The following is a 23,996-nucleotide window of genomic DNA, read 5'->3' as shown; positions in this document are numbered from 1 at the left end:
CGCACTGTGGTCCGCGGGACCAGGGTGGACCGGTGGGCACACGCGCGGACATCCCTTTCGGCGCCGACCTCCCTGTCCCCCCTTCCTCCCCCGATCACCCCGAGTGAGGGCACGATGTCTCGACTCAGCCGCGAACAGAAGCGGGAACTCAAACGGCGGCGCGCGGAGGAAGGCGCCGATCCCGGGGAGTGTGTGGACCCCGCGGTGACGCCGGTCGAGGTACGGGTGCCCGCCTCCGCGGGAGGCACCGCTCCGGGGGGCACCGCTCCGGGCGGCGGCGCCACGGTCGGCGGCGTGCCGGTCTACGCCGCCGCCGGCCAGACCGTCCAGGCCGCCGTCCTCGACCACCTCCACCGCCTCGCCCTCACCAGCGGCCGGCCTGTGCTCGCCTCGATCCACGACGAACGCACCGGCTTCGTCGTACCGATTCAGGTGTACGTGGACGGGTCGAGTTCCTACGTGGGCGAGCCACGCCGATTCCAGCCGCACCCACAGCGCGAGCCGCAGTCCCGGCCGTATCCACAGCGCGAGCCGCAGTCCCAGCCGTATCCGGATCCGCAGTCGTACCCGTACTCGGATCCACAGTCGCAGCGGCAGCCGTACCCCGATCCACAGCCGTACCCGGATCCGCAGCCGCAGCCGCAGCGGCAGCCGTACCCGGATCCGCACTCGTACCCGGCCGAGCCTGAGCCCGGGCAGATGCGGCAACCGCCGATGCCTCCACCGCCTCCGCAGTCATCGTCACCGCTGCCGTCGTCGCCGCCGGTTCCGCCCACGTCGTCGGGCGGGACGCCCCCGGTGCCCCCCGCCCCGCCGGTCGACCCGGTATGGCCCTCGGCGCCCACCGACCCCGCGCCGAGTGTCCTCCCTCCGTCGGCTTTCGCACTGCGGTCGCTGCCGGAGTCGACGGGGGATACGGACAGGCCGCCCGGCGTCGCGGTCTCCCCGACGGGCGAGTTCGGCCCGCCGCCCGACCTGACCGCGCGGAAGGCTGCCAGGTCCCCGATCGACCTGAACCTGAATCTGAATCTGAACCTCGATCTGGAACCCGTCCCCGAACCGGAGTCGAAGCCCCCTCCCGTGCGGGGCTTCGACGCCGTCGCCGAAGCCGTACTGGCGCCGGTGCCGGAAGGCGCGGGCGAGGCGGCCTTCCTGTCGGAGCACGTGACGCGGATCAACGAGGCCGTGCAGGAGGGCAGGATCGAAGAGGCCGCGGGCATGGCGGAGCGCGCTGTCGCGGAGGCCGCGCAGGCACTGGGCCCGGAGCACCCGGAGGCGCTGCGGGTGCGCGAACTGACCGCATACATCGCCTACTTGGGCGGCGACGCGCCCCGGTCCTTCCAGCTCTCGCTCGACCTGGCCAGGGTGCACCGAAGGCACCGGGACGCGGATGCCGCGTACGGCAACGTACAGAGCGCGGCCACGGCCTGGCGTGCGGTACGTGACCCCTCGCTGGGTCTGGACCTCGGACGCGACCTGATCGGCGTGTGGACCGAACTCACGGCCGACGGCGGCCCGGCCGCCGACGACATCGAACAGCTCGAAAAGACCCGCACCCGCATGGGCCGCCTGACCGAACGAGCCCGCAGCCAGTCCGACTGACCCTGCACCCACCAGAACGGGGAACTGCGGGGGCACCACGGGGAGTCAGGACAACTCCCACACCGCCCAAGCCGGCGCGTCCCCGTTCCGGTACAGCAACGCCTCGGCGTTGATGTTCGACGCGCGTCGCAGGGGAGCGGTAGCAGCGGCAACAGCGGCAACAGCGGCAACAGCGGTAACGGCGGTAACGGCGGTCGAAGGTGCCAGGCCCGCCGTGCCGCTCCACTTGGCGGCCTGGGCCGCTGTGTTGATGTGGTCCGCGGTCACTGCACGCAGAACTCGTTCCCCTCGGGGTCCGTCATCACCACCCACTCGCCGCCCGGCTCCTTCACCTGCCGCAGCACCGCCGCCCCCAGCCCCTCCAGCCGGGCGACCTCGTCCGAACGCCGCTCGGCCCCCGCGTGCAGGTCGAGATGAAGGCGGTTCTTGACGGTCTTCGGCTCCGGTACACGCTGGAAGAGCAGCCGCCGCCCGAGCCCGGTCCCGCTCTCCTCCTCGTACGGATCATCCGGATGCCGTACGGCGATCAGATCCCGAAAGGCCCGGTGGCCGTGGGACTCGACGGTGAGCTCGGCCGGTACGGCACCGAGGCCCAGCAGTTTTTCGACGAGCGCGCTGTTGTCCTCGACCTCGTAGCCGAGGGCGGCGGCCCAGAAGTCGGCCTGGGCGTGCGGGTCGGCCGCGTCGATGACGAGCTTCCAGTGCAGGGTCGCGTGAGTCATGGTAACCACTTATAGTGGTTACGTGAGCGAGCGCGCAATGGAATCGCCGGGGTTGACCCTCGTGTCGTACGGCGGGAAGTCCTTCCGCTTCGACCCGGGCGCGCTCTGCCTGGAACTGCTGACGACGGGCGGTCCGGGCGAGTTCGCCCGCTACGAGGTGCTGCACGAGCCGTCGGACCTGGCGCACTGGGCGGCCCGCAGTCGCCTTTCGCCTGGGCTCGAACTGTCGATAGAGCAGCGGGAGTTGGCGCACGTTCGAACCGTGCGCGACGCCTTGTTCCTGCTGACCGCCGACCGCGCCCACGGCCGCCCGCCGAACCCCCGAGACCTGGCCGTCCTCAACGCGGCCGCGGCCGAACCGCCACTGGTCGGCCGCATCGCGCCGGACGGTACGTACGCCTGGGCCCCCGATGCCACGGGCACCCAGCTCCTCTCCACCGTCGCGCGCGACGCCGTGGACCTTTTCACCGGCCCGTACGCCGACCGCATCCGCGAGTGCGGGTCCGACAACTGCTACCTGCTCTTCGTCGACACCTCCCGCCCCGGCCGCCGCCGCTGGTGCGCCATGGAGCACTGCGGCAACCTCCACAAGGCCCGCGCCCACCGAGCCCGCAGGGCCGACTCAGAAGCTCGACAGGAAACCCGATAGGAAGCCCGATAGGAAACCCACCAAGGGCGAGGTCCGCGGCTATCAGGAGGGCGCACGGATCCGCGTCACTCACGCCTCGACGACGGCCCAGGTCACAGTCTCCCCCGGCCGACGCAGTTCGGCTCGGCGATCGGGATCTCGGCGGTGACCGCGGTCTACGGCTTGGCGTCGACGGGATCGAGGCCGGCTGTCACTGAGCCGGACGCGACGCTGTCCGCGGTCCGCGCGGCGCTGACCGTGCCGGTCGCGATGGTGGTCCTGGGGACCCTGGTCTCGGCCCTGAGCGTCCGGGCCGCCCGGCGCGCGGTGCGCAGCCCGTCGAAGGTGAGCAGCGACAGCGCGAGCCAGACGAGCGCGAACCCGGCCCAGCGCTCGGGCGGCATGGCCTCGTGGAAGTAGAGGATGCCGAGCAGGAACTGGAAGACCGGGGCGAGGTACTGGAGGAGCCCCAGCGTGGACAGCGGTACGCGGATCGCGGCGGCGCCGAAGCAGACCAGCGGAATCGCGGTCACCACACCCGTCGCCGCGAGCAGCGCCATGTGCCCGGCGCCCTCGGCGGCGAAGGTCGCCTTCCCGGTCGACCCCAGCCACAGCAGAAAGCCCAGCGCGGGCAGGAACTGGACGGCCGTCTCGGCGGCGAGCGACTCGATGCCGCCGAGGTTGACCTTCTTCTTGACCAGCCCGTAGGTGCCGAAGGAGAAGGCGAGGGTGAGGGAGATCCAGGGCGGGCTGCCGTAGCCGAGGGTGAGGACGACCACCGCGACGAAGGCGACACCGACCGCCGTCCACTGCAGGGGCCGCATCCGCTCCTTGAGGATCAGTACACCCAGCGCGATGGAGACCAGCGGGTTGATGAAGTAGCCGAGCGAGGCCTCGACCACGTGCCCCGAGTTCACGGACCAGATGTAGACGCCCCAGTTCACGGTGATGAGGGCGGCGGCCACCGTGATCAGCCCGAGTTTGCGCGGCTGCCGGATCAGCTCACCGGCCCAGGCCCAGCGGCGCATCACGACGAGCGCGATCCCGACGAAGGCCAGCGACCACACCATCCGGTGGGCGAGGATCTCGGCCGCCCCGGCGGGTTCGAGCAGCGGCCAGAAGAGGGGGACGAGGCCCCACATGCCGTACGCGGCGATGCCGTTCAGCAGACCTATGTGCTGCTCGCCCCTGGCCTTCGCCACCGCGTCCTCCTCGCCCGTGCGGCCGCGCCCGTACGGCCTTCAAGAAGGTAGCGCCGGGCACCCCCGCCTGTCATGCCCGTATCGCCATACGGTCGTGACAGGGCACGCGGCGACCTGCTCGGCGGTCGGGGGTGAGGGCAGCGGTAGCGAGGGTCCGAGGGGAGTCAGCCCTTCAGCGCCGCCGCGACCGACTCGGCGATCGGCGTGGTCGGGCGACCGGTCAGCCGGGACAGATCGCCGGTCGTGCCGGCGAGCTCACCCTTCTCGATGGACGCCTCCACGCCCACCAGGAGAGTGGCGAGGGCCTCGGGCAGTCCGGCGCCGGTCAGTATGCCGAGGTAGACATCGGGGGAGACGGAGTTGTACGCGATCTCCTCGCCGGAGTGCTTGGCCACCTCGGCGGCGTACTCGGCGATGCCGAACGTGGTGTCGCCGCTCAGCTCGTACGTCGTGTTCTCGTGGCCCTCGCCGGTCAGCACCGCCACGGCGGCAGCGGCGTAGTCGGCACGCGCGGCACCTGCGACACGGCCGTCACCCGCGGCCTGGACGACGGCGCCGTGCTCGAGGACGGGGGCGAGATTCTCGGTGTAGTTCTCGTTGTACCAGCCGTTGCGCAGCAGGGAGTACGGCACTCCGGACGCGAGGATCGCCTCCTCCGTGGCCCGGTGGTCGTCGGCCAGGGCGGCCGTGAGGTTGCCGGGAGCGCTGGTGTACGCGAGGAGCGCGGCGCCGGCGGCCCTGGCGGCGTCGATGACGACCTGGTGCTGGCCGACGCGGCCGAGGTGGAACTCGTTCCCGGAGATCAGCAGCACCTTGTCGCCGGTGGAGAGGAGGCCGTCGAAGGTCTCGGGGGCGTTGTAGTCGGCGACCGCGATCTTCACCCCGCGGGCCGCGAACCCGGCGGCCTTCGCCTCGTCCCGCACGACAGCGGTGATCCGATCGGCCGGAACCTTCTCCAGCAGTCCCTCGATGACGTGGCGGCCGAGGTGTCCGGTGGCTCCGGTGACGACGATGCTCATGTTTGCTCTCTCCTTGCGGGTGGCTTGGCACTAACCCTAGGAGACGTACTAACCTATAGAAAGTACCCACTTTAAAGTAAGGTACTGACATGCCGGTAAGGAACTGGAACACCGAGAGCGAGGCCATGTGCCCGCACCGCCTCGTCCTGGAGCACGTCACCAGCCGATGGGGCGTCCTCGTCCTGATCGAGCTGAACGAACGCTCCCACCGCTTCAGCGAGCTGCGCCGCGCGATCGGCCGCGTCAGCGAGAAGATGCTGACCCAGACCCTGCAGACCCTGGAGCGCGACGGTCTCGTCCATCGCGACGCCAAGCCCGTGATCCCACCCCGGGTCGACTACTCCCTCACCGATCTTGGCCGCGAGGCCGCCCGGCTGGTGAGTGCGCTGGGGGTCTGGACGGAAGAGCGAATGGACGACGTGGTGAAGGCGCGCGAGGAGTACGACAGGGCCCGGACCTGATGGCCCGGGCCGAGGCATACGACAGGGCCCGGACCTGATGGCCCGAGCCCTGTGGTAGGACGTACGCGGTGACCCGGGCCCTGTAGGAGGTCACTGAGCGATCAGCCGACGACCGTCCAGGTGTCGCCGCCCGCGAGCAGTGCGGCGAGGTCGCCCTTGCCGTGCTGTTCGATGGCGGTGTCGAGCTGGTCGGACATCTGGGTGTCGTAGACGGGGCGTTCGACGCTGCGGAACACGCCGATGGGGGTGTGGTGCAGGGTGTCCGGGTCGGCGAGCCGGGAGAGCGCGAAGGCCGTGGTCGGGGACACGGAGTGGGCGTCGTGGACCAGGATGTCGGCCTCGTTGTCCGCGGTGACGGTGACGGCCTCGAGGTCGCCGGTCAGCCTGTCCCGTACGACGCCCTTGGCGAGGTCGGTGCCGAAGCGGATGGGCTGCCCGTGCTCCAGGCGGATCACCGCCTCCTGGGCCTGCTGCCTGTCCTTCAGGACCTCGAAGGCGCCGTCGTTGAAAATGTTGCAGTTCTGGTAGATCTCCACCAGCGCCGTGCCGGGGTGGGCGGCGGCCTGGCGCAGCACGTCGGTGAGGTGTTTGCGGTCGGAGTCCACCGTGCGGGCCACGAAGGAGGCCTCTGCGCCGATCGCCAGCGACACCGGGTTGAAGGGCGCGTCCAGCGAGCCCATCGGCGTCGACTTCGTGATCTTGCCGATTTCTGAAGTCGGGCTGTACTGGCCCTTGGTGAGGCCGTAGATCCGGTTGTTGAAGAGAAGGATCTTCAGGTTCACGTTGCGGCGCAGGGCGTGGATGAGGTGGTTGCCGCCGATGGACAGTGCGTCACCGTCACCGGTGACCACCCACACGCTCAAGTCCCGTCTGCTGGAGGCCAGTCCGGTGGCGATGGCGGGGGCGCGGCCGTGGATGGAGTGCATCCCGTAGGTGTTCATGTAGTACGGGAAGCGGGAGGAGCAGCCGATGCCCGAGACGAAGACGATGTTCTCCTTCGCCAGGCCGAGTTCGGGCATGAAGCCTTGTACGGCGGCGAGGATCGCGTAGTCACCGCAGCCGGGGCACCAGCGCACTTCCTGGTCGGACTTGAAGTCCTTCATGGACTGCACGCCCTCGGCCCTGGGGACCAGTTGCAGCAGCCCGTTGCCGATGTCAGTCATCGATGGCCTCCTTGAGCGCCGTGGCGAGCTGCTCAGCCTTGAACGGCATGCCGTTGACCTGGTTGTAGGAGTGGGCGTCCACCAGGTACTTCGCCCGGACGAGGGTGGCGAGCTGGCCGAGGTTCATCTCCGGGATCACCACCTTGTCGTAACCCTTCAGCACCGCGCCCAGATTGGACGGGAAGGGATTGAGGTGGCGCAGATGGGCCTGCGCGATGGAGTCCCCGGCCGCCCGCAATCGCCGTACCGCCGCCGTGATCGGCCCATAGGTCGAACCCCAGCCCAGGACAAGGGTGTCGGCCGCCCCGGACGGGTCGTCCACGTCCAGGTCCGGCACCCGGATGCCGTCGATCTTTGCCTGCCGGGTGCGGACCATGAAGTCGTGGTTGGCGGGATCGTAGGAGATGTTGCCCGAGCCGTCCTGCTTCTCGATGCCGCCGATGCGGTGCTCAAGACCCGGCGTGCCCGGGATCGCCCACGGCCGGGCCAGGGTCTGCGGGTCACGCTTGTAGGGCCAGAACACCTCACTGCCGTCGTCCAGGGTGTGGTTGGGTCCCTGGGCGAACTGGACGCGGAGGTCGGGGAGTTCGTCGGTGTCCGGGATCCGCCACGGCTCGCTGCCGTTGGCCAGATAACCGTCGGAGAGCAGGAACACCGGGGTGCGATAGGTCACCGCGATACGGGCCGCCTCGATCGCCGCGTCGAAACAGTCCGCCGGCGTCCGCGGAGCCACGATCGGCACCGGCGCCTCGCCATTGCGGCCGAACATCGCCTGCAACAGGTCCGCCTGCTCCGTCTTCGTCGGCAGACCGGTCGACGGGCCGCCGCGCTGGATGTCGATGACCAGCAACGGCAGTTCCAGGGACACCGCGAGGCCGATGGTCTCCGATTTCAGAGCCACTCCGGGGCCGGAGGTGGTGGTGACAGCCAGCGAGCCGCCGAAGGCCGCGCCGAGCGCCGCGCCGATGCCGGCGATCTCGTCCTCCGCCTGGAAGGTGCGGACGCCGAAGTTCTTGTGCCTGCTGAGCTCGTGCAGGATGTCCGAGGCCGGCGTGATCGGGTACGAGCCCAGATACAACGGCAGATCCGCCTGCTGCGAGGCCGCGATCAGACCGTACGACAGGGCCAGGTTCCCGGAGATGTTGCGGTAGGTGCCGGTCGGGAAGGTCTGCGAGGCCGGGGCGACCTCGTACGAGACCGCGAAGTCCTCCGTCGTCTCGCCGAAGTTCCAGCCCGCCCGGAACGCCGCGATATTGGCGGCGGCGATGTCCGGCTTCTTCGCGAACTTGGCCTTCAGGAACCGCTCCGTCCCCTCCGTCGGCCGGTGATACATCCACGACAACAGACCCAGCGCGAACATGTTCTTGCTCCGCTCGGCCTCCTTGCGGGAGAGGTCGAACTCCTTGAGCGCCTCGACGGTCATGGTGGTGAGAGGGACGGGATGGACGCTGTAACCGTCCAGCGAACCGTCCTCCAGCGGATTCGTTGCGTAGCCGACCTTCGCCATCGCCCGCTTGGTGAACTCGTCAGTGTTGACGATGATCTCCGCGCCGCGCGGCACGTCGGCGATGTTCGCCTTCAGGGCCGCCGGGTTCATGGCGACCAGGACGTTGGGCGCGTCGCCGGGAGTGAGGATGTCGTGGTCGGCGAAGTGCAGCTGGAAAGACGAAACGCCCGGCAGGGTGCCTGCGGGCGCTCGGATCTCGGCGGGGAAGTTCGGAAGGGTCGAGAGGTCGTTGCCGAACGACGCCGTCTCCGACGTGAAGCGGTCGCCGGTGAGCTGCATACCGTCACCCGAGTCACCCGCGAACCGGATGATCACCCGGTCCAGCCGACGGAGCTCTTTGGCCCCCGCCGGTTTGCGCTGTTCTCCTACGACGGCTCCGTCGGCCTGTTCCGCTGCGCTACTGACCTGGCTGGTCACTGAACTGGACCTCCCTCGAGGCGGCTGTCTGGGAGTGGCCTTCCCGCAGGCCGTCCCAGGATCAACCCTACGTCTGTAAGGGTCGCCTTCCCGGGGTCATTCGCACAGTGGACACCATTTTGAGACTGCTTGACGACCTGACTTGTCACGACTTGCCCGCCCCCCGACGCTTCCTTTGAAGACGCTCCCACTCATCCTTCGGTTCTCGTGCCCCTCGGCCGGCTCTCGTTTCGGCCGGCTCTCGTTTCGGTCGGCTCTCGTTTCGGTCGGCTCTCGTTCGGTCGGCTCCCGTTCGGGCCGGTGTTTCGGTAGTCGTCTGACACTGTGTCAGATGTCCGGTGGTTCAGGTATGTACGGTGAGTGGTTCGGACGGGTTGGGTACCGTCAGGACTTCAGGTAGGTGAGCACCGCCAGGACACGTCGGTGGTCCCCGTCGCTCGGGGAGAGCCCCAGCTTCAGGAAGATGTTGCTGACGTGCTTCTCGACGGCGCCGTCGCTCACGACGAGCTGCCGGGCGACGGCGGAATTGGTCCGACCCTCGGCCATCAGTCCCAGCACTTCCCGTTCCCTCGGGGTGAGCCCCGCGAGCACGTCCTGCTTGCGGCTGCGCCCGAGCAGCTGTGCGACCACCTCCGGGTCCAGGGCGGTACCGCCCTTGGCCACCCGCACCACCGCGTCCACAAACTCCCGCACATCGGCCACCCGGTCCTTGAGCAGATAGCCGACGCCACGGCTCGAACCGGCCAGCAGTTCGGTGGCGTACTGCTCCTCCACGTACTGCGACAGCACGAGCACACCGAGTTCGGGATGCGCCTTGCGCAGCTGTACGGCGGCCCTGACCCCCTCGTCGGTGTGGGTCGGCGGCATCCGGACGTCTGCGACGACGACGTCCGGCAGCTCATCGCGGTCCGCGAACTCGGTGATCGTCTTGATCAGCGCTTCCCCGTCCCCGACCCCCGCCACGACGTCATGTCCGCGATCGGTCAACAACCGGGTCAGGCCCTCCCTGAGCAGCACTGAATCCTCGGCGATGACGACCCGCACCCTGTCCTCCACGATTTTCGGCCCCCCATTTGTGTGACAGCTCCCCAGCATTCCAGCATCGGGGCCGGAGGGGAGCGATTCACCCCGTCCGGCGTTCGAGGACGAGGCCGTTCAGGCCGAAATGGGGGTGCGGGAACGGGTGGGACGGGCCCCGCGGTACGGGAACGGGCAGAGGCGGGCCCTGTACGGGAACGGGTGGGGGGCGGGCCTCTTACGGGCACGGGCACGGGCACGGGCACGGGTACGGGTACGGGCACGGGTACGGGTACGGGAAACATGCAGGGGCGGCGCGGGGGGAAAAACACCCCGCGCCGCGCAGGCCCCTCTGGGGAATCACCCCCGCCAGGGCAGCTCCGCGGTGATCCGCGTGGGCCCGCCCACCGGCGAATCCACCACCAGGATCCCGTCCACCGCCCCGAGCCGCTCCGAGAGCCCCGCCAGCCCCGACCCGGCGGAGCCATCGGCGCCGCCCACCCCGTTGTCCACGACCTGAAGCATCAGCCGGTTCTCGACGCGCCAGACATCCACCGTGGCGCGCGTCGCCCGCGAATGCTTGCTGATGTTCTGCAGCAGCTCGGAGACCGTGAAGTAGGCGATGCCCTCGATCGCGGGTGCGGGCCTGGCCGGCAGATCCACATCGACCTGCACCGGCACGGTGCACCGCGAGGCCACCGCGGACAGCGCGGCGTCCAGGCCGCGGTCGGTGAGGACCGCCGGGTGGATACCGCGGGCCAGGTCGCGCAGCTCCTGCAGCGCCGTCTTCACCTCACCGTGCGCCTCGCCCACCATCCGCGCGGCCGCCTCCGGGTCCTCCGTCAGCTTCTCCTTGGCCAGCCCCAGATCCATCGCGAGGGCGACCAGCCGGGCCTGCGCCCCGTCGTGCAGATCGCGCTCGATACGCCGCAGGTCCGCGGCGGCGGTGTCGACCACGACCCCCCGGTCCGACTCCAGCTCGACCACCCGCGTCGCCAGTCGCGAGGGCCCGAGCAGCCCGCGCACCATCAGCCCGTCCACCGTGGTCAGTCCCCGCACGATCCACGGCGTGGCCATGGTGAACAGCAGCCCCACCAGCGCGGTCACGGTGATCTCGAAAGGGTTGTTCAGATAGACGCTGTGCGTGTCGTCGCCGTAGAGCTGAAGTCCGTCCTGCCCCCCGTACATCGGGAAGACCCAGAACCACAGCGGGTACGTCAGTAGCGCCCACCCGTACACCCAGAAGTTCAGCGCCACCACGAACGAGAACACCGACCACGGGAACTGCACGACCGCGTACAGCAGATGCCGCCAGGACGCTCCGCTCCTGAGTACGGCGCCCATCCACGCCATCGCCCCCTGCTTCCGCATCCGCAGCGGTTCGGGCGCGGCCACCTCGACCCCGAGCAGCCGGCGCGCCCGCGCCCGCTCCAGCGAGCCGAACCCGCGGCAGCCGGCCAGGGCGCCGGCGAGCACCGGGACTCCGAGGAAGGTGATCAGCAGGCCCGCGCCGAGCGAGAACATCGTGACGGCGTACGTGAACATGAGGATGCCGAGCGGCAGGCTCAGCATCACGTAGCCGAACTCACGCCAGCTGCGGGCCTCGATCGGCGCCCGCAACGGGGCCGGGAGACGCAGCCGCCGTTCACCGGCACCCGCCCCGTGGAATCCGGGCCCACCGTGCTGCCCGTACCCCTGTCCGTAATCCGTGGCCATTGGTCCCGTCCGTTCTGCTCGTCCTGCTCGTCTGCTCGTACCTCAACCCTGCTGTCCACGGCGCCCAGCGACCATGGAGCGCGTCGGCGTCTTGGAGCGGGGGTTTTCCCTACCTCGGCGGCCGGGCGGGCGGCTGGGCGGGCGGCCGGGCGGCCGGCGGGGGACGCCGGAACGCCGGGCGGCACGCGCTGACGGACGAAACGCGCTGACGGACGAAACGCGGACGGACGAACGGACAGGCTGACGGACCGAGTGACTGTGACCACTACAGCGCGGGCTCGTCCCGCCGGTCCTGGTCTTGGTCCCGGTCCGCGTCTCCGTCCCGGCGCTGGTTCCGGTCCCGGTCCCGGTCCCGCCAGGGCAGCTCCGCCGTGATGACGGTCGGACCGCCGGGCGGCGAATCGATGACGAAGAGGCCGTCGACGGCGCCGAGCCGGTCCGCGAGCCCCGCCATACCCGTACCGCCGTCGATGCTGGCCCCGCCGTTCCCGTCGTCCCACACCTGGATGAGCAGCCGCTCGTCCGTCCGCCACACGTCGACGGACGCGGACCGCGCACCGCTGTGCTTGCTGATGTTCTGCAGGAGTTCGGAGACGGTGAAGTACGCGATGCCCTCGATCGCCGCGGCCGGTCGCGCATCCAGGTCGGCCGTCACCTTCACCGGCACGGTGCAGCGCGAGGCGACCGCGGACAGCGCGGCGTCGAGGCCTCGGTCGGTGAGGACGGCCGGGTGGATGCCGCGGGCCAGGTCGCGCAGTTCCTGCAGCGCGAGCTTCACCTCGCCGTGCGCCTCGTCGACCATGGCCGCGACGGTGTCGTCGGCCTGGCCCTCCAGGAGCTTCTCCTTGGCCAGCCCGAGCCCCATCGCCAGATTGACCAGCCGGGCCTGTGCCCCGTCGTGCAGATCGCGCTCGATGCGCCGCAGGTCGGCGGCGGCGGTGTCGACCACGACCCCCCGGTCCGACTCAAGTTCGGCGATACGCCGCTCCAGATCCTCGGAGGGCGACAGCAGCCCGCGCACCATGGCCCGGTCCACGTTCGTCAGCCCCCGCGCGAGGAACGGCAGCACCGGCCACAGCACGAACAGCGACGTGAGCGTGATCGTGAAGGTGAGGATGCCCCAGGGCAGCCGTATGAAGTCGTACAGGACCGTTCGCCAGCCCACCGGGTCTTTCAGCGCCAGCCACAGCTGGGCGAAGAACCCGCCCCGGCCGCGCAACGGCAGCGGGCTCGGCTCGTCGATCCGCACCCCGAGCAGCGCCCGGGCCCTGGCCCGCTCCATCCTGCCCAGCAGGCGCGCACCCATCAGCCCGGCCGCGAGCAACGGAAGTCCGATCACGGTCACGGTCAGCCCGACGCCCGTGAACAGCACTGTCACCACATAGGTGAATCCGAGCAGTGCCACCGGCAGATTGGCGAGCAGATGCGCGATCTCCTTCCACGTCTGTCCGTCGAGGGCGAAGCGCGCGGGAGGGAGCCGGTCAACGTCGGACGTTCTGTCCGGCGGTCCGGGGAGTGGGCTGCGTTCGGTCATATCCGCTAGCGTGCCCGGCCGCGAGCCGCGGCGCCATGAGGCGGACCTCCGGGATCCACTGGGGAAAACCCCACCCCGGAGCGGACCCGGGCGGCAACTCCGCTCACGCCCGGCCGTGACGGGCTGCTTACCGTTTCTTTAGCAGGCTCTAGACTCCCGTCCGTACAGATCGTCGAACGAGGCGCAGCACAGAGGGAGTGAGGGCTGAAGTGCCGGAACCGACCGTTGTCACGGCAACCGGGACCGCTGTCGCGGCGGACTACTTCCAGTCGTACTCGGTCGTCGGGCTTCTCGCCGTCGTCGGCGTGCTGTTCGTCGCCGTCGCATTCGGGGCGGGACGTCTGCTGCGGCCGATCGTCCCCACTCCCGAGAAACTCCTGACGTACGAGTGCGGCGTCGACCCCGTCGGCGAGGGCTGGGCCCACACCCAGGTCCGCTACTACGTCTACGCCTTCCTCTACGTGATCTTCGCCGTCGACTCGATCTTCCTCTTCCCCTGGGCGACCGTCTTCGCCGCACCCGGCTACGGCGCGGCGACGCTCGTGGAGATGTTCATCTTCCTCGGCTTCCTGGCCGTGGGCCTGCTGTACGCCTACAAGAAGGGCGTCCTGGAATGGACGTGACCCCCGAGACCCCCGAGACCCCCGAGACCCCCGAGACCCCCGAGACCTCCGGACAGCCCGAGACCTCAGGGCATTCGGTGACCTCCGGGCAGCCGGTTTTCGTGCCGGAACCCCAGCGCCTCGGCGCGCTCTCCCGGCTGGCCCCCGAGCCGATGAAGGTGGTCCTCAACTGGGGCCGCCGCTACTCGCTCTGGGTCTTCAACTTCGGCCTCGCCTGCTGCGCCATCGAGTTCATCGCCGCGTCCATGGCCCGGCACGACTTCATCCGGCTCGGCGTGATCCCCTTCGCGCCCGGACCGCGCCAGGCCGACCTGATGGTGGTGTCAGGCACGGTCACGGACAAGATGGCGCCGGCGGTGAAGCGTCTCTACGAGCAGATGCCCGAGCCCAAGTACGTCATCTCCTTCGGCGCCTGCTCCAACTGCGGTGGCCCGTACTGGGATTCGTACTCCGTCACCAAGGGTGTCGACCAGATCATCCCGGTCGACGTCTACGTGCCGGGCTGCCCGCCCCGCCCGGAAGCCCTCCTCCAGGGCATCCTGAAACTCCAGGAAAAGATCGCCCGCGAGTCCCTGGGCGAGCGGTACGGGTCGGTGTCACGACCGTCGACGGCCGCCCTCCAGAGCGGTCTGGTCCAGCCCCCGGCCCCGGCCCCGGCCCCGGCCCCGTCCCCGGCCCCGGACGTGGCACCCTCCCCCTCCCCGTCCCCATCCCCGTCCCAGGACTTGGGAGACGCCCGATGACCGGCTGGCTCCCCGCTCCTGTCGAGGAACTGTTCGGCCCCGAGGCCACAGCCGAGGAGTCGTACGAGGTCCTGACCGTCGACGTCCCGCCCGCCTCCTGGATTGCGGCCCTGGAGACCACACGCGAGGTTCTGGGCTGCACCTACTTCGACTGGCTGAGCGCCGTCGACGAACCGGCCATGGGCTTCCGCGTCATGGCGCATGTGGCGGCATTGAGTCCGCTACGGCGCCTCCTCCTCCGTACGACGGTCCCGCACTCCGCGCCCGTCCTCCCGTCGGCCGTGTCCGTGTACGCCGGCGCCGGTTGGCACGAGCGCGAGACGCACGAGATGTTCGGCGTCACCTTCGAGGGCCACCCGGGCCTGGACCACCTGCTCCTGCCGGAGAACTTCGAGGGCCACCCCCTCCGCAAGGACTTCGTCCTCGCCGCGCGCGTCGCCAAGGCCTGGCCCGGCGCGAAGGAGCCCGGGGAGCCTGCGGCGGGTGCTGGCCACGGGGGCCCGAAGCGCCGCCAGATGCTCCCGCCCGGCGTCCCCGACCCCAACGAGTGGGGCCCCCTCAAGGGCCAGCTCCCGCCGGCGCCGGCCCGCCCCGCCCGCGGCACCCCCCGCCCGACCGGCGACCGCCCGGCACGCCGGGCCCGCACGGCGGGCGAGGGCTCGGCCAGCCAGACGACGGGTGCGGGTTCCGCGGAAGCGGGGCCTGCGGACAGGGGGCCGGTGGGCACGGGCTCTGCCGGTGCGAGTGCTGCTGCCGGCGCTCCGGGGGCGCCGGGGACGCCGCGCCGGGCTCGGAGCGCGAGTCAGGGGTCGGTCAGCCAGCAGGGGGCCACGGCTCCGGCGGCCGACGAGCCGGGGGCGACACCTGCCCAGGGGGCGACACCTGCCCCGGGGGCTGCGGCACCTCCGGCGGATCCCGGTGCTCGGGCTCCGCAGGCACCCACGACTCCGGACGCCCCGGGGGCTCCTGAACCGACGGTCTCTGAGCCCACGGCCCCTGAGCCGACGCTCTCTGAGCCGACGGCCCCCGCGGCGCCGCCAAGCCCCGCCGCCCCCCGCGCCTCGGACGCCCCTTGGCACCACGCCCGCCCCGCTTTCGACGAGCACGAGCCGACGAAGGAAGCGACGGGCGAAGCGACGGAGGAGCCGGCGCAAAAACCGGCGCAAAAACCGGCGCATGAAGCGACGCAGGAACCGGCGCAGGAGGCGGATCGGGAGCAGCGACCTGAGGCTGCACCGGAGCCGGAGCCGGAGCCGGAGCCGGAGCCGGTGGCTGCCCCGGACCAAGAGGTCCCCGTCCCACAGGCCCCACAGGTCCCACAGGCCCCACAGGCTCCGAAGGCCCGGCAGGCCGGACCGTCCCCGGAACCCGAAGCTCCCCCGAAACAGCCAGACGCACCCCCCGGCCCCGATACCTCCACGTCCACGTCCAATTCCACCCCCAATTCCACCCCCACCTCCACCCCGACCCCCGACCCCGACGACCCCTCCGGAGGCACGCAGTGAACGACGCTCTCGACGTCGCCCTGCGACTCCTCGTCGTCTTCGTCGTGTTCCTCACGTTCCCCCTGATCGTCGGTCAGGCCGAGCACAAGGTGATGGCCCACATGCAGGGCCGCCTTGGTCCGATGTACGCGGGCGGATTCCACGGCTGGGCCCAACTCGTCGCGGACGGCGTCAAGTTCGCGCAGAAGGAAGACATCGTCCCCGCAGGGGCAGACCGTCGTGTCTTCCAACTCGCCCCAGCTGTGGCGCTCCTCCCGTACCTCCTGGTCCTCCTCGCCATCCCCATCGGCCCGGGCGAGGGCGCCGTCGGCGAGGTCGTCGACGCGGGCATCTTCTTCGTACTCGCCGTCATGGGCGTAGGTGTCCTCGGCTCACTCATGGCGGGCTGGGCGTCGGCCAACAAGTTCTCCCTTCTCGGCGGCCTCCGCACCGCCGCCCAACTCCTCGCCTACGAACTCCCGATGCTCCTCACCGCTGCCTCCGTCGCGATGGCGGCCGGCACCGTCTCCCTCCCCGGCATCGTGGACGCCTTCGAGTGGTGGTGGCTGCCGTGGCAGATCGTCGGCGCGATCGTCTTCTTCGTGGCAGGCCTCGCGGAGTTGCAACGGCCCCCCTTCGACATGCCCGTCGCCGACTCGGAGATCATCTTCGGCGCGTACACCGAATACACCGGCCTCCGCTTCGCCCTGTTCCTCCTCGCCGAGTACGCCGGAATCGTCGTCCTGTGCGGTCTGACCACCGTCCTCTTCCTGGGCGGCTGGCACGGCCCCTGGGGCGCCGACGGTCTCGGCTGGGTCTGGACCCTTCTCAAGGCTGCCGTCCTGGCGTTCGTCGTCATCTGGCTGCGCGTCACCTACCCCCGCCTCCGCGAGGACCAGCTCCAGAAACTCGCCTGGACCCTCCTCGTCCCCCTCGCCCTCGCCCAGATCGCCCTCACCGGCATCGTCAAGGTGGTGATCTCCTGATGTCCCGCCCGTCACCCGACCACCACTCCTCAACGACGCCCTCCGGGCGGCCCCGCCTGTCGATCCCTGGCAGCGGCCTTGCCAAGGGCCTGGCCGTCACCCTCCGTACGATGACGAAGAAGACCGTCACCGCGCAGTACCCGGACGCCCAGCCCGAACTTCCGCCCCGCACCCGCGGCGTCATCGGCCTCTTCGAAGAGAACTGCACGGTCTGCATGCTCTGCGCCCGAGAGTGCCCGGACTGGTGCATCTACATCGACTCCCACAAGGAGACGGTCCCGCCCGCCGCCCCCGGCGGCCGCGAGCGCAGCCGCAACGTCCTCGACCGCTTCGCCATCGACTTCGCCCTGTGCATGTACTGCGGTATCTGCATCGAGGTCTGCCCTTTCGACGCGCTGTTCTGGTCCCCGGAGTTCGAGTACGCCGAGACCGACATCCACGAACTCACCCACGAGCGCGACAAGCTCCGCGAGTGGATGTGGACGGTTCCCGCTCCGCCCGCCCTGGACCCCGCCGCCGAGGAGCCCAAGGAACTGGCCGCCGCCCGCAAATCAGCCGAGAAGCTCGCGGCAGCCCAGACCGACCCCCCGGCCCCGGTCTCGACCGAACCGCCCAACCAGGCCGAACCCACGGCCCGCCCCGAGTCCTCTGCCCACCCCGAGTCCTCCGCCCAGGCCGAACCCACGGCCCGGCCCGAGCGCTCCGCCCAGCCCGACTCCGCCGATCCGCAGGAGGGCGAGTCGTGAGTGTCGCAACAGCCACGGTCACGGCGGCGCACGCAGTGACCGTCACCGCCAACTCGGCCGCCGCCGAAAGCCACGGCTTCCTGTCCCCGACCGGCGTCGAGATTGCCTTCCTCCTCGTCGGCCTGGTCACCCTCGGCGCCGCGATCGTCACCGTCACCACCAAGCAGCTGGTGCACGCCGCCCTGTGGCTGGTGGTCGCGCTCGGCGGCCTCGCCGTCGAATACCTTCTGCTCACCGCAGAGTTCATCGCCTGGGTGCAGGTCCTCATCTACGTCGGTTCCGTCGTCGTCCTCCTCCTGTTCGGTCTGATGCTCACCAAAGCCCCCATCGGCCGCTCCCCGGATGCCGACTCCGGCAACCGCTGGGCCGCCCTGACTGTGGCCGTCGCCTCCGCGGGCGCCCTGGTCTGGGTCGTCGTCGACGCCTTCCGCACAACCTGGATGGACCTGGAGGGCGCAGCCGCCGGCTCCACCGAGGTGACCGGCAAGGCCCTCTTCCAGAACTGGGTCCTCCCCTTCGAGGCCCTCTCCGTCCTTCTCCTCGCCGCCCTGGTCGGTGCAATCGTCCTCTCCCGCAAGGCGAAGGAGGTCACGGCGACCACCTCCGGCGCCCCGGGTCCCAGGAACATCCCAACCACCGGGACCGCCCCCGCCGCTCCGCCAGCACGGCGGGAGACACCTCCGGCCCGGCGTGAGACGCCCTCGACCCAGAGCGCGACGCCCCCGGCCGAGAGCGCGACGCCTCCGGCCACGAGCGAGACGCCTCCGCCCCGGCGTGAGACGCCTCCGCCCCGGAGCGAGAAGGAAGGCACCCGCTGATGCACCTCGCCTACCCCGCCGTGCTCTCCGCCCTCCTCTTCTGCACCGGCCTGTACGGAGTCCTCGCGCGCCGCAACGCGATCCTGGTCCTGATGTCCGTCGAGCTGATGCTCAACGCCGTCAACCTCAACCTCGTCGCCTTCGACGTCTGGCTGAGCAAGACCGCCCAGGACACCCTGCACTCCGGCCAGGCCCTGACCCTCTTCACCATCGCCATCGCCGCCGCCGAGATCGGCATCGGCCTGGCGATCGTCCTCGCCGTCCACCGCAACCGCGGCACCTCGGACATCGACAAGCTCCGCGACACCGCCGAGGGCTCGGACACAGACGGCCCCGACGAAGATGGCCCCGACGATGACGGCTCCCGCAGTGACGGGCCCCGCAGCGGTGGCCCCGAATCAGCTGCCGCCCCGCCGGTCGAGAAGGCTGAGGCCACCGCGTGACCACGACCACCCTGGCCGTCCTCGTCCCCCTTCTTCCGTCCTTGGGCGCCGTGACCGGCCTCCTCCTCGGCCGAACGGCCCCCGGCTTCGTGCGCCCCCTCGCCGTACTCCCCACTCTCGCGGCGTTCGCCCTCGCCGTGGTGGTCGCCGTACGGCAGGGCGGCGACCAGGCCGTCGACGCCGCCACCGAGCTGACGCCCACCGGCTCCGTCCCCATCGAACTGGCCCTGCACATCGACGGCTTCGCCGCCCTCGTCGCCGTCCTGGTCGGCCTGGTCGCCTCCTGCGTGCAGATCTACTCGACGGGCTACCTGCGCGACGACCCGCGCTACCCCTCGTACGCCGCCCTCGTCTCCCTCTTCACCTCCGCGATGCTGCTTGTCGTCTACTCCGGCGACCTGATCGTGCTCCTGGTCGGCTGGGAGATCATGGGCATCTGCTCGTACTTCCTGGTCGGCCACTACTGGGAGACCCCCGAGGCACGAGCCGCCTCGATCAAGGCCTTCCTGGTCACCAAGCTCGGCGATGTCCCCTTCCTGATCGGGCTGTTCGCCCTCGCCACCGACGCCGGCTCCTTCCGCATCACCAAGGTCCTCGGCACCGTCGCGAGCGGCGGCCTGGACCACCCGACGCTGATCGCGCTGCTCCTCCTCGCCGGTGTGGCGGGCAAGTCGGCGCAGTTCCCGCTGCACACCTGGCTGCCCGACGCGATGGCCGGCCCAACTCCCGTCTCCGCGCTGATCCACGCCGCGACGATGGTCGCCGCCGGTGTCTACTTCATCGCCCGGCTCCTTCCCGTCTTCCAGGCCTCCTCGGCCGCGATGGTCGTCCTCGCCGTCATGGCCGCCGTCACGATGGCCGGTTCGGGGCTCGCCGCGCTCGCCCAGGACGACATCAAGCGCGTCCTCGCCTACTCGACGATCGGCCAGCTCGGCTACATGACCGGTGCACTCGCCGTCGGCGACCGCGGTGCCGCCGTCTTCCACCTCCTGTCCCACGGCGCCTTCAAGGCGCTGCTGTTCCTCACCGCCGGCGTGATCATCCACGCCTCCGGCACCAACTCGCTCGCCGCCATGTCCCGTATGAAGGACCTGCGCGCCCGCGTCCCCGACGCCTACTGGACGATGACCGTGGCGCTGCTCGCACTCATCGCCATCCCGCCGTTCAGCGGCTTCTTCTCCAAGGAGGCCGTGCTCGGCGCCGCCGAGCACGTCGCCATCGGCCACACCGAGCACGCCCCCGGCGCCGCGGGCTGGATCGTCCTCGTCGCCGGCCTGGTCAGCGCCGTGCTCACAGCCGCGTACGCCACCCGGCTGTGGCTGCTCGCCTTCCGCGGCCGGGGTGTCGAGGCCCCCGACCACGGCAGGCAGCCGCTCACCATGACCGCCGTGCTGTGGGTGCTCGCCGTCCCGTCGCTCGCCCTCGGTCTGGCGTACGGCCCGCTGCCCGACTGGTTCGACGGCCGCGACCTGGCGCCGGTCCTCACCACCTCCGTCCTCGGCACGGGGCTCGCGCTGGTCGGCGTGATCGTCACCTACGGTGCCTGGCAGCACACCCGCACGCTGGCAGCACACACCCCGCTGGGCGCGGTCGCGGCCCACCCCGACGCCGATGCCGGCCTGGTCGAAGCCGAGGCGATCGCAAGCCACGCGCCCGCCTACGAAGACGTGGCCTACACCCCCGACCCGGCGGACCCTGGCCGACTGCTCCTCGGGCCACTGCACCGTCACGCGGCCGTCGGCTTCCACCTCGACGCCGTGTACACGGCACTGTTCGTCCGCCCGGTCCAGGCCGGAGCCGCACTCGTCCAGTTCCTCGACCGCGAGGTCGTCGACACCTACGTACGCGGCGCGGCCGCCCTGCCCCGCTGGCTCGGCGAGGCGGTCCGGCGCGCCCAGACCGGCAATGTGCAGACCTATGTGAGCGCGCTGCTCGCCGGCGCCGTCGTCCTGGTGGTCGCCGCCCTCCTAGTCGCCACGGGAGCGTGAGCAGGCGTGATCGATATCAGTGAATCCGTGATGCAGATCCTTCTGGCATTCATCGTCGTCGGCCCGCTCATCGGCGCCGCCGCGGCTCTTCTGCCGGCCCCGCCCGGACTGAAGGGAAAGTCGCCCGAGCAGGCCGTACTCCGGCACGGCGTGACCGTCACCGGCGCGGTCCTCGTCGCCGCGATCGTCCTCACGCTCGGCTTCGACCACCGCCACCCGTCCAGGATGCAGGCCACGACGGACATCAGCTGGATCCCCGCGCTCGACGTGCGGATCCACCTCGGCATCGACGGCATTTCCCTCCCCCTCCTCGTCCTCACCGCGCTGCTGACCTTCCTCTGCGCGCTGTACAGCTACTTCAAGATGCCCGCGGGCCCGACCCCGAAGGCCTTCGTCGCACTCGTCCTCGTGCTCGAGTCCGGCACCCTCGCCACCTTCGCCGTCCTCGATCTGCTGCTGTTCTTCCTCGCGTTCGAGATGGTGCTCATCCCGATGTACTTCCTCATCGCCCGCTGGGGCGGTGAGCAACGGACCCAGGCCGCCTGGAAGTTCATCCTCTACACACTGCTCGGCTCCGTCGTCATGCTGCTGGGCCTGCTCCTGATCGGAATCAAGTCCGGCACATTCGACATGGTGGCACTCGCCACTGACAACGGCCGGTCGCTGACCACATCTGTGCAGGTCATCGCCGTTTTGGCGATCGGAATCGGACTCGCGGTCAAGACGCCGATGTGGCCACTGCACAGCTGGCTGCCGGACGCCCACACCGCCGCACCCACCGTCGGCTCGGTCCTGCTGGCCGGCGTCATGCTCAAGATGGGTACGTACGGATTCGTCCGCATTCTGCTGCCGATCGCACCCGAGGGCATGCGCACCTTCGCCCCGTACCTCGCCGCCCTCGCGGTGGTCGGGATCATCTACGGATCCCTGGCCTGCCTCGCCCTCGCCAAACAGGGCGCCAAGGGCGACCTCAAGCGCCTCATCGCGTACTCGTCCGTCGGCCACATGGGCTTCGTACTGCTCGGCATCGCCACGATGACCCCGACCGGCGTGAACGGCGCGCTGTTCGCCAACATCGCCCACGGCCTCATCACCGGCCTGCTCTTCTTCCTCGTCGGCGCGCTGAAGGACCGCACGGGCACCACCGACCTCGACGCCCTCGCCGAGGAGACCGGAGCCGCCCTCTACGGCAAGGCCCCCCGCTTCGGCGGCCTCCTCGCCTTCGCCGCGGTCGCCTCGCTCGGGCTGCCGGGCCTCGCCGGATTCTGGGGCGAGATGCTGGCGCTGTTCGGCGCGTTCAAGCCCGCCGACGACCTCAGCCGCCCCGCGTTCCTGACGTTCATGGCGATCGCCGCCTTCGGCACGCTGCTCACCGCCGCGTACATGCTCCTCGTGGTACGCCGCGTCTGCATGGGCGCCACCCCACAGCCGGAGAGTCCGAAACTCGCCGACATCAAGAGCTACGAGTTCGCCGCCTGGGCCCCCCTCGTCGTCCTCACGGTCGTCGCCGGACTCTGGCCAAAGGCCCTCCTCGGCCTGACCGACCCGGCCGTACAGCAGCTCTTCGCAGGAGGCACCCGATGAGCTCCCTGGCCCAGCCCGCGGCTCAGTCCCTCGTCCAGTCCGTCGACTGGCTCGCGATCGCACCCCCCACCATCGCCGCGGTCGTCGGACTCATCGTGCTCGTCGCCGACCTCTTCCTCGGCGCCGCCAAGAAACCGATGCTCGGCTGGGTGTCGGTCGCGGGACTCGCCGCGGCCACGCTCACGCTGCTGCCCCTCCTGGACGGCGACCGCGCCACCTTCTGCCTGACCGGCGACGGCGACGCCTGCAGCTACACGGCGGACCGCTTCACACTCGTCATCCAACTCCTGGTCCTCGGCGGCGCCCTCCTGACGGCACTGCTCTCGGTCACCGCCCTGAAGGACGCCAACAGGGAACTCCCCGAAGGGGAGTACTGGTTCCTGTTGCTCTCCTCCGCCGCGGGCGCCGCCCTGCTCCCGGCCTCGCGCGACCTCGCGACCCTCATCGTCGCCCTGGAAGTCGCCTCCCTGCCCGCCTTCGCCCTCGTCGGCATCAAGCGCGGCGACAAGAAATCCTCCGAAGCGGCCCTGAAGTTCTTCCTGTCATCCGTCACCGCGACCGCCGTGAGCCTGATGGGCGTCAGCTTCGTCTACGCCACGACGGGCACTCTCTACCTCACCGAGATCGCGGACAAGATCCAGCAGGTCGACAGCCAGTTCCACACGCTCGCCCAGGCAGGCGTCGCCCTCACCCTCGTCGGCTTCGCCTTCAAGACGGCCGCCGTGCCCTTCCACTTCTGGGTGCCCGACACCTACGTAGGGGCGCCTTTGCCGATCGCCGCCTACCTGTCGGTCGTCGGCAAGGCGGTCGGCTTCTCCGGGCTCATCCTCGTCACCGTCGTCGCCTTCCCGTCATACGCCGACGTCTGGGGCCCGGCACTCGCCGCCCTGGCCGCCCTCACCATGACGGTCGGCAACGTCGGCGCCCTTCGGCAACAGGCCACGCGCGCGTACAGCGCGGTAAGGCTGCTCGCCTGGTCCTCCGTGGGCCAGGCCGGCTACCTCCTGGTGCCGATCGCGGCAGCCGCATACTCCAAGGACGCGGAGAAAGCCATCGGCTCCACCGTCGCCTACGCCCTCATGTACGCCGCCGTGAACCTCGGCGCCTTCGCCGTGGCCGCCCTAGTCGCCCGTACGAGCCCCCGCAACCGCATCAGCGACTACCGGGGCCTCTACGCGGCGAGCCCCTTGTCGGCACTGCTCCTCGGCTTCTTCCTGCTCTGCCTCGCCGGCCTGCCGCCGGGCATCATCGGCCTCTTCGCCAAGGTGACCGTCTTCTCGGCGGCCGTCGACGCCGGCCTCGGCTGGCTGGCCGTGGTCATGGCCGTCAACGTGGTGATCGCGCTCTTCTACTACCTGCAATGGACGGCACTGCTGTTCCGCGCTCCCCAAGGCGAACCCGCCAAGCACCGAGTCCCGGCCCCGCTCACGGCGGCGATCGCCCTGGCAGCAGTCCTCGGCATCGCCCTCTCGGGAGCGCCACAGCTGGCCCTTCGCTTCTCGGCGACCGCCCTTTTCTGACGTCCATCGGGCACGCGCGCGTGGACCGTCACCCGGACGGACCACGCCCGCAGGTGCGCGCACAAGGGAACTA

At 70.3% G+C, this 23,996-nt stretch carries 22 protein-coding genes; 13 read left to right on the top strand and 9 right to left on the bottom strand.

Annotation, left to right across the window (positions count from 1 at the left end):
• Positions 1 to 114: 114 nt before the first annotated feature.
• Positions 115 to 1,602, top strand: coding sequence for a tetratricopeptide repeat protein (locus ACFYPC_RS25270; RefSeq protein WP_388680242.1), 1,488 nt, complete (start codon positions 115 to 117; stop codon positions 1,600 to 1,602).
• Between the two features lie 45 nt (positions 1,603 to 1,647).
• Here the strand turns inward: ACFYPC_RS25270 and ACFYPC_RS25265 are convergent, their stop codons facing one another.
• On the bottom strand, positions 1,648 to 1,869 hold the full coding sequence (locus ACFYPC_RS25265) for a hypothetical protein (RefSeq protein ID WP_388680240.1): 222 nt from the start codon (positions 1,867 to 1,869) through the stop codon (positions 1,648 to 1,650).
• The gene (locus ACFYPC_RS25260; RefSeq protein WP_388680238.1) at positions 1,866 to 2,324 is read right to left on the bottom strand and encodes a VOC family protein; all 459 of its coding nucleotides are present in this window, start codon (positions 2,322 to 2,324) and stop codon (positions 1,866 to 1,868) included. Before ACFYPC_RS25260 ends, ACFYPC_RS25265 begins: the two co-directional genes overlap by 4 nt.
• A gap of 37 nt (positions 2,325 to 2,361) precedes the next feature.
• Here ACFYPC_RS25260 and ACFYPC_RS25255 point away from each other — a divergent pair, with 37 nt between their 5' ends.
• Positions 2,362 to 2,973 (top strand): CGNR zinc finger domain-containing protein, encoded by a 612-nt coding sequence (locus ACFYPC_RS25255; protein ID WP_388680671.1) that lies wholly within the window; start codon positions 2,362 to 2,364, stop codon positions 2,971 to 2,973.
• Between the two features lie 155 nt (positions 2,974 to 3,128).
• Here the strand turns inward: ACFYPC_RS25255 and rarD are convergent, their stop codons facing one another.
• Together rarD and ACFYPC_RS25245 are read right to left on the bottom strand one after the other, a co-directional pair.
• Positions 3,129 to 4,094 carry an EamA family transporter RarD gene (gene rarD / locus ACFYPC_RS25250; protein WP_388680668.1) on the bottom strand — a complete coding sequence of 322 codons (966 nt, stop codon included), beginning with the start codon at positions 4,092 to 4,094 and terminating at the stop codon, positions 3,129 to 3,131.
• Positions 4,095 to 4,318: 224 nt separating this feature from the next.
• Positions 4,319 to 5,173 (bottom strand): NAD(P)H-binding protein, encoded by an 855-nt coding sequence (locus tag ACFYPC_RS25245; RefSeq protein ID WP_388680235.1) that lies wholly within the window; start codon positions 5,171 to 5,173, stop codon positions 4,319 to 4,321.
• An 89-nt stretch (positions 5,174 to 5,262) separates the two neighbouring features.
• On the opposite strand from ACFYPC_RS25245, the gene ACFYPC_RS25240 reads away from it, so the two are divergent.
• Positions 5,263 to 5,634, top strand: a complete 372-nt coding sequence (locus tag ACFYPC_RS25240; protein WP_388680232.1) for a winged helix-turn-helix transcriptional regulator — start codon at positions 5,263 to 5,265, stop codon at positions 5,632 to 5,634.
• 101 nt (positions 5,635 to 5,735) lie between these two features.
• Here ACFYPC_RS25240 and ACFYPC_RS25235 read toward each other — a convergent pair whose 3' ends face one another.
• The 5 genes from ACFYPC_RS25235 to ACFYPC_RS25215 form a co-directional block, all read right to left on the bottom strand.
• On the bottom strand, positions 5,736 to 6,797 hold the full coding sequence (locus ACFYPC_RS25235) for a 2-oxoacid:ferredoxin oxidoreductase subunit beta (RefSeq protein ID WP_388680229.1): 1,062 nt from the start codon (positions 6,795 to 6,797) through the stop codon (positions 5,736 to 5,738).
• A complete protein-coding gene (locus ACFYPC_RS25230) occupies positions 6,790 to 8,721 on the bottom strand; it encodes a 2-oxoacid:acceptor oxidoreductase subunit alpha (protein ID WP_388680227.1) in 1,932 nt (643 codons plus the stop codon). Before ACFYPC_RS25230 ends, ACFYPC_RS25235 begins: the two co-directional genes overlap by 8 nt.
• Positions 8,722 to 9,105: 384 nt before the next feature.
• Entirely contained in the window at positions 9,106 to 9,777 is a 672-nt protein-coding gene (locus ACFYPC_RS25225) for a response regulator (protein ID WP_388680224.1), read from the bottom strand.
• 321 nt (positions 9,778 to 10,098) lie between these two features.
• Entirely contained in the window at positions 10,099 to 11,454 is a 1,356-nt protein-coding gene (locus ACFYPC_RS25220; RefSeq protein WP_388680220.1) for a sensor histidine kinase, read from the bottom strand.
• Positions 11,455 to 11,719: 265 nt separating this feature from the next.
• Complete coding sequence (locus ACFYPC_RS25215) at positions 11,720 to 12,988, bottom strand: sensor histidine kinase (RefSeq protein ID WP_388680217.1); 1,269 nt, start codon at positions 12,986 to 12,988, stop codon at positions 11,720 to 11,722.
• A 209-nt stretch (positions 12,989 to 13,197) separates the two neighbouring features.
• On the opposite strand from ACFYPC_RS25215, the gene ACFYPC_RS25210 reads away from it, so the two are divergent.
• From ACFYPC_RS25210 to ACFYPC_RS25165, 10 genes are all read left to right on the top strand, one after another.
• The gene (locus ACFYPC_RS25210) at positions 13,198 to 13,611 is read left to right on the top strand and encodes an NADH-quinone oxidoreductase subunit A (protein ID WP_388680215.1); all 414 of its coding nucleotides are present in this window, start codon (positions 13,198 to 13,200) and stop codon (positions 13,609 to 13,611) included.
• Entirely contained in the window at positions 13,602 to 14,354 is a 753-nt protein-coding gene (locus tag ACFYPC_RS25205) for an NADH-quinone oxidoreductase subunit B (protein WP_388680212.1), read from the top strand. The genes ACFYPC_RS25210 and ACFYPC_RS25205 overlap by 10 nt, the downstream gene beginning before the upstream one ends.
• Positions 14,351 to 15,859, top strand: a complete 1,509-nt coding sequence (locus ACFYPC_RS25200; protein ID WP_388680210.1) for an NADH-quinone oxidoreductase subunit C — start codon at positions 14,351 to 14,353, stop codon at positions 15,857 to 15,859. The genes ACFYPC_RS25205 and ACFYPC_RS25200 overlap by 4 nt, the downstream gene beginning before the upstream one ends.
• Positions 15,856 to 16,824, top strand: coding sequence for an NADH-quinone oxidoreductase subunit H (locus tag ACFYPC_RS25195; protein WP_388680208.1), 969 nt, complete (start codon positions 15,856 to 15,858; stop codon positions 16,822 to 16,824). Before ACFYPC_RS25200 ends, ACFYPC_RS25195 begins: the two co-directional genes overlap by 4 nt.
• 110 nt (positions 16,825 to 16,934) lie before the next feature.
• Positions 16,935 to 17,570 carry a 4Fe-4S binding protein gene (locus ACFYPC_RS25190; protein ID WP_388680205.1) on the top strand — a complete coding sequence of 212 codons (636 nt, stop codon included), beginning with the start codon at positions 16,935 to 16,937 and terminating at the stop codon, positions 17,568 to 17,570.
• A gap of 35 nt (positions 17,571 to 17,605) precedes the next feature.
• Positions 17,606 to 18,388 carry an NADH-quinone oxidoreductase subunit J gene (locus ACFYPC_RS25185; RefSeq protein WP_388680665.1) on the top strand — a complete coding sequence of 261 codons (783 nt, stop codon included), beginning with the start codon at positions 17,606 to 17,608 and terminating at the stop codon, positions 18,386 to 18,388.
• Positions 18,388 to 18,831, top strand: a complete 444-nt coding sequence (gene nuoK / locus ACFYPC_RS25180; protein ID WP_388680202.1) for an NADH-quinone oxidoreductase subunit NuoK — start codon at positions 18,388 to 18,390, stop codon at positions 18,829 to 18,831. The genes ACFYPC_RS25185 and nuoK overlap by 1 nt, the downstream gene beginning before the upstream one ends.
• Complete coding sequence (locus ACFYPC_RS25175; RefSeq protein ID WP_388680199.1) at positions 18,828 to 20,819, top strand: NADH-quinone oxidoreductase subunit L; 1,992 nt, start codon at positions 18,828 to 18,830, stop codon at positions 20,817 to 20,819. The genes nuoK and ACFYPC_RS25175 overlap by 4 nt, the downstream gene beginning before the upstream one ends.
• A 6-nt stretch (positions 20,820 to 20,825) precedes the next feature.
• Positions 20,826 to 22,403 carry an NADH-quinone oxidoreductase subunit M gene (locus ACFYPC_RS25170; RefSeq protein WP_388680196.1) on the top strand — a complete coding sequence of 526 codons (1,578 nt, stop codon included), beginning with the start codon at positions 20,826 to 20,828 and terminating at the stop codon, positions 22,401 to 22,403.
• Positions 22,400 to 23,923 carry an NADH-quinone oxidoreductase subunit N gene (locus tag ACFYPC_RS25165; RefSeq protein ID WP_388680193.1) on the top strand — a complete coding sequence of 508 codons (1,524 nt, stop codon included), beginning with the start codon at positions 22,400 to 22,402 and terminating at the stop codon, positions 23,921 to 23,923. Before ACFYPC_RS25170 ends, ACFYPC_RS25165 begins: the two co-directional genes overlap by 4 nt.
• Positions 23,924 to 23,996 lie beyond the last annotated feature (73 nt).

Origin of the sequence: Streptomyces sp. NPDC005808, from assembly GCF_042871385.1 — a bacterium.
Classification (GTDB): Bacteria; Actinomycetota; Actinomycetes; order Streptomycetales; family Streptomycetaceae; genus Streptomyces.
Note: the sequence above shows the minus strand (reverse complement) of the source record. Positions and strands in the feature narration are given on the sequence as shown.

Excerpts from the sequence above, each read along its gene's own strand:
- ACFYPC_RS25270 (WP_388680242.1), top strand. The coding sequence starts at position 115 with ATGTCTCGACTCAGCCGCGAACAGAAGCGGGAACTCAAACGGCGGCGC.
- ACFYPC_RS25260 (WP_388680238.1), bottom strand. The coding sequence starts at position 2,324 with ATGACTCACGCGACCCTGCACTGGAAGCTCGTCATCGACGCGGCCGAC.
- ACFYPC_RS25255 (WP_388680671.1), top strand. The coding sequence starts at position 2,362 with ATGGAATCGCCGGGGTTGACCCTCGTGTCGTACGGCGGGAAGTCCTTC.
- rarD (WP_388680668.1), bottom strand. The coding sequence starts at position 4,094 with ATGTGGGGCCTCGTCCCCCTCTTCTGGCCGCTGCTCGAACCCGCCGGG.
- ACFYPC_RS25245 (WP_388680235.1), bottom strand. The coding sequence starts at position 5,173 with ATGAGCATCGTCGTCACCGGAGCCACCGGACACCTCGGCCGCCACGTC.
- ACFYPC_RS25240 (WP_388680232.1), top strand. The coding sequence starts at position 5,263 with ATGCCGGTAAGGAACTGGAACACCGAGAGCGAGGCCATGTGCCCGCAC.
- ACFYPC_RS25235 (WP_388680229.1), bottom strand. The coding sequence starts at position 6,797 with ATGACTGACATCGGCAACGGGCTGCTGCAACTGGTCCCCAGGGCCGAG.
- ACFYPC_RS25220 (WP_388680220.1), bottom strand. The coding sequence starts at position 11,454 with ATGGCCACGGATTACGGACAGGGGTACGGGCAGCACGGTGGGCCCGGA.
- ACFYPC_RS25215 (WP_388680217.1), bottom strand. The coding sequence starts at position 12,988 with ATGACCGAACGCAGCCCACTCCCCGGACCGCCGGACAGAACGTCCGAC.
- ACFYPC_RS25205 (WP_388680212.1), top strand. The coding sequence starts at position 13,602 with ATGGACGTGACCCCCGAGACCCCCGAGACCCCCGAGACCCCCGAGACC.
- ACFYPC_RS25200 (WP_388680210.1), top strand. The coding sequence starts at position 14,351 with ATGACCGGCTGGCTCCCCGCTCCTGTCGAGGAACTGTTCGGCCCCGAG.
- ACFYPC_RS25190 (WP_388680205.1), top strand. The coding sequence starts at position 16,935 with ATGACGAAGAAGACCGTCACCGCGCAGTACCCGGACGCCCAGCCCGAA.
- nuoK (WP_388680202.1), top strand. The coding sequence starts at position 18,388 with ATGCACCTCGCCTACCCCGCCGTGCTCTCCGCCCTCCTCTTCTGCACC.
- ACFYPC_RS25165 (WP_388680193.1), top strand. The coding sequence starts at position 22,400 with ATGAGCTCCCTGGCCCAGCCCGCGGCTCAGTCCCTCGTCCAGTCCGTC.